The sequence below is a fragment of the Mesorhizobium sp. M7A.F.Ca.CA.004.04.2.1 genome, assembly GCF_004022825.1.
In the GTDB taxonomy this organism is placed as follows: domain Bacteria; phylum Pseudomonadota; class Alphaproteobacteria; order Rhizobiales; family Rhizobiaceae; genus Mesorhizobium.
Window position 1 is genome coordinate 1 of record NZ_RZPH01001516.1, and the last position, 901, is coordinate 901.

The 901-nt window shown below is 61.7% G+C and carries 1 protein-coding gene and 1 pseudogene; both read left to right on the plus strand.

All coding sequences use genetic code 11. The features are described 5' to 3' along the window. On the plus strand, window positions 1-648 hold a 648-nt coding region (locus EN893_RS35815; RefSeq protein ID WP_281062537.1), incomplete at its 5' end, for a nitrogenase component 1. A 61-nt stretch (window positions 649-709) separates the two neighbouring features. Further along, window positions 710-901: pseudogene (locus EN893_RS35820) on the plus strand (nitrogenase iron-molybdenum cofactor biosynthesis protein NifE); the annotation flags it as partial.

The following is a 901-nucleotide window of genomic DNA, read 5'->3' on the forward strand; positions in this document are numbered from 1 at the left end:
ACACTGGGCTATTGCGAGGAGGTCGGGCAGGCGACGGCCTCGTTCCACTATCCGCTCGGCGTTCAGGCGACGGACGAATTCCTGATGGAGGTCGCGGCGATTTCCGGCAAGGAGATTCCCGAGGCAATTCGCCTCGAGCGCGGCCGACTGGTAGACGCCATGGCGGACAGCCAATCCTGGCTGCATGGTAAGAAATACGCCATCTACGGTGATCCCGACTTCGTTCACGCAATGGCCCGCTTTGTCATGGAGACCGGCGGCGAGCCAACCCATTGCCTCGCCACCAATGGCACCTCGGCATGGGAAGCCGATTTGAAGAAGCTGCTAGCATCCTCGCCTTTCGGCAAGGCTGCCCAGGTTTGGGCGGGCAAGGACCTGTGGGCGCTGCGCTCGCTGCTCTTTACCGAGCCGGTGGACCTTTTGATCGGCAATTCCTACGGCAAGTACCTGGAGCGCGACACCGGAACGCCGCTGATCCGGCTGATGTTTCCGATCTTCGATCGGCACCATCATCACCGCTTTGCGCTCTTTGGCTACCAGGGCGCGTTGCGCGTGCTGACGACGATCCTCGACAAGATCTTCGACAAACTCGATCGCGAGACGAGCGAGACGGGTGTGACGGATTATTCCTATGACCTCACGCGCTAAGAGCCGTGGCCGGCTTTTCGCCGAGGCCATTCCTTGCCCAATGGACTGGGGAGGCTGAGCGATGTCCTCCCTCAGCGCCAAAATCAAGGACGCCTTCGATGAGCCCGCCTGCGATAAGAACCGTGGCAAAGATGCCAAGGCGCGCAAGGAGGGCTGCTCGAAGTCGCTGACACCAGGGGCGGCAGCCGGCGGCTGCGCCTTTGACGGAGCCAAGATCGTCCTGCAGCCGATCACCGACGTTGCGCATCTGGTC